The organism is Shewanella sp. 10N.286.52.E4 (genome assembly GCF_041468785.1).
Lineage (GTDB): Bacteria > Pseudomonadota > Gammaproteobacteria > Enterobacterales > Shewanellaceae > Shewanella > Shewanella electrodiphila.
This window is the reverse complement of sequence record NZ_JBFRJJ010000033.1, coordinates 1-2,054: the sequence shown is the minus strand read 5'-3', so window position 1 is coordinate 2,054 and position 2,054 is coordinate 1. Positions and strand designations below refer to the sequence as shown.

General features: G+C 34.3%; 1 protein-coding gene. It reads left to right on the top strand.

Annotated features, from left to right (window positions below; translation table 11 throughout):
- Positions 1 to 373: 373 nt before the first annotated feature.
- Positions 374 to 1,852: a hypothetical protein gene (locus AB4153_RS17645; RefSeq protein ID WP_371998269.1), complete on the top strand. Its 1,479-nt coding sequence runs from the start codon at positions 374 to 376 to the stop codon at positions 1,850 to 1,852.
- Positions 1,853 to 2,054: the final 202 nt, after the last annotated feature.

Sequence of the window (2,054 nt, the reverse complement as noted above, 5' to 3'; positions counted from 1 at the left end):
TCGATATCCCTTGCCGCTCCAACGAAGTGTTTTTCCTCTGACTTACTAAGCCAATTGACTACCGCCTTAGATTCGCCATCCATGGCTCAACTAAGGCTATGTCGGCGTCCTGCCTCCATCACGTCAATTAGCTTAACGTCATCGGACACTTCCAATGGAGTTGCTGAGCCAGGTCGTCAATTACCATCTCTGTAACTAAGCAAAAAAGACTTCCTACTCTCATGGCTCTTAGATAAGTCATAATAGTGATGGTGTATAACCTATTTTTATATTAAGTTATTATTATCAAAGATCTATGAAGAATCACTATCAATATTAAGCTGTCAAACAATATGACAAATATAGATATTTTATACACTAGAGGATATGAATTATGCGGGACTTAGGCTTAATGGGAGAGAGTACATTTAGCTTATGGTGTGCTGACGTAGGTTTGATTCCAAACGGCTCTCAGATTGATAAAACTGGATGGGATTTCTTTGTTGAACTTCCATTTAACTCAGGTTTATCGCCTCTGGAAATTCATAAATCTGCATTTGAATTCAAAGTTCAAGTTAAAGCAACAGATAAGAATGATAAAAAATTACAAATCACGCTTTCTAATTTAAGGCGACTAATTACAGCTCAAATGCCTGCATTTTTTGTTTTTATAGAATTTGACAAAAAAAATAGCGCACAAAGAGCTTATGTTGTTCATGTGGATAACAATCTGATATCAAGGGTTTTAAAACGACTTCATAAAATTGAACAGAGTAATGAAGATAACAATTTTAATAAACGAACAATGACAATTAACTATGATAATAGCAATCTTCTGGATATGCCCAATGGCGATAGTTTAAAAACTTGCTTTTTATCGCATATAGGCGACGATGCCTCTGAATATATTGTAAAGAAGAAGTCTCACTTAGAGTCGACTGGTTATGAAAATGGTTTTGCTCAGATAACTTTTACAACTGAAGGAGAAGACAATTTAAAATCTCTAATAGATGTCTCTCTAGGTATTGAACAAGAGGTCGACATTGTAAAGTTTAAAGGTGTTGATACACGCTTTGGTATATTAAGTAAAATTTCTTCATTTGATTCAAATGGTGGGAAACTAGCAATGCCAAATTTAAAACCCACTTCTGAAGCGAAAATTAGATTTAAACAAGATAGGTTCTCTGCAGGGTTATCATTTGATTGTAAATTCTATATGTCACCTTTCAACATAATGGTGCCAGATAAGCTGAAAAAAATGAGGGTTGAAGGAGAGTTTTTTGATTTAGTATTTACACCATATACAGGCGCAGCAAGTTACTCATTTTCATTTGGTGAAGGCATAAGGATGGAGGTTATTAAATTTAGAAATGCAGTTAAATTATTAAATTTACTAACTAAATCAGATAAAAACATTGTCGTTGAATTAATTTTCGACAATTCACCGAAGTTAGAGTTTGGAGTTGGCTGTAATGATCTTAATCTTGATTTTTCCCGGGAACTAAAGTCACTTGATAGTGCTGTAAAACTAATTGCCAATTTCGAAGTTACGGACTTTATTGATATTTCGTTTGATGAAGTTTCTCGATATGGAAATCAGATATCTCAGATGGAAGAAGTATTAACCTCATCTCCCAACTTATTCAAAGTTGAATTTGGAATAAATGTTGATGGGTATGATCCGACGAATAAAACGGCATGTATATTTCTGATTACAACTCCGATAGGAAGCCATATTTTTGGAGCTATAGTGGTTGTTACTGGCTACGTTGAAGAACTTGAAGACGAGAGGTATAGATTGATTGCAGAAGATGTAATAGTTGAACAAAAATTCTTTCAGAACAGGATCAAACTATTTCGAATGAAGATTTAGTTGCTGCTATAGAATTGGTAGAAGATAAATACAAAAATTTTACCGTTGTCACCATGTTTGATAAGTCAGTAAAAGAAAATAAAGAAGTAATTTAAACTAAGTAAACTTATCTAAAACACTCCATTTAAACCTGCTGACTCAACAGTCTCCGTTGGAAGTTGCTGAGGGTGTTGAAGAAAATAGCGTGAGTCCAGACATGGAT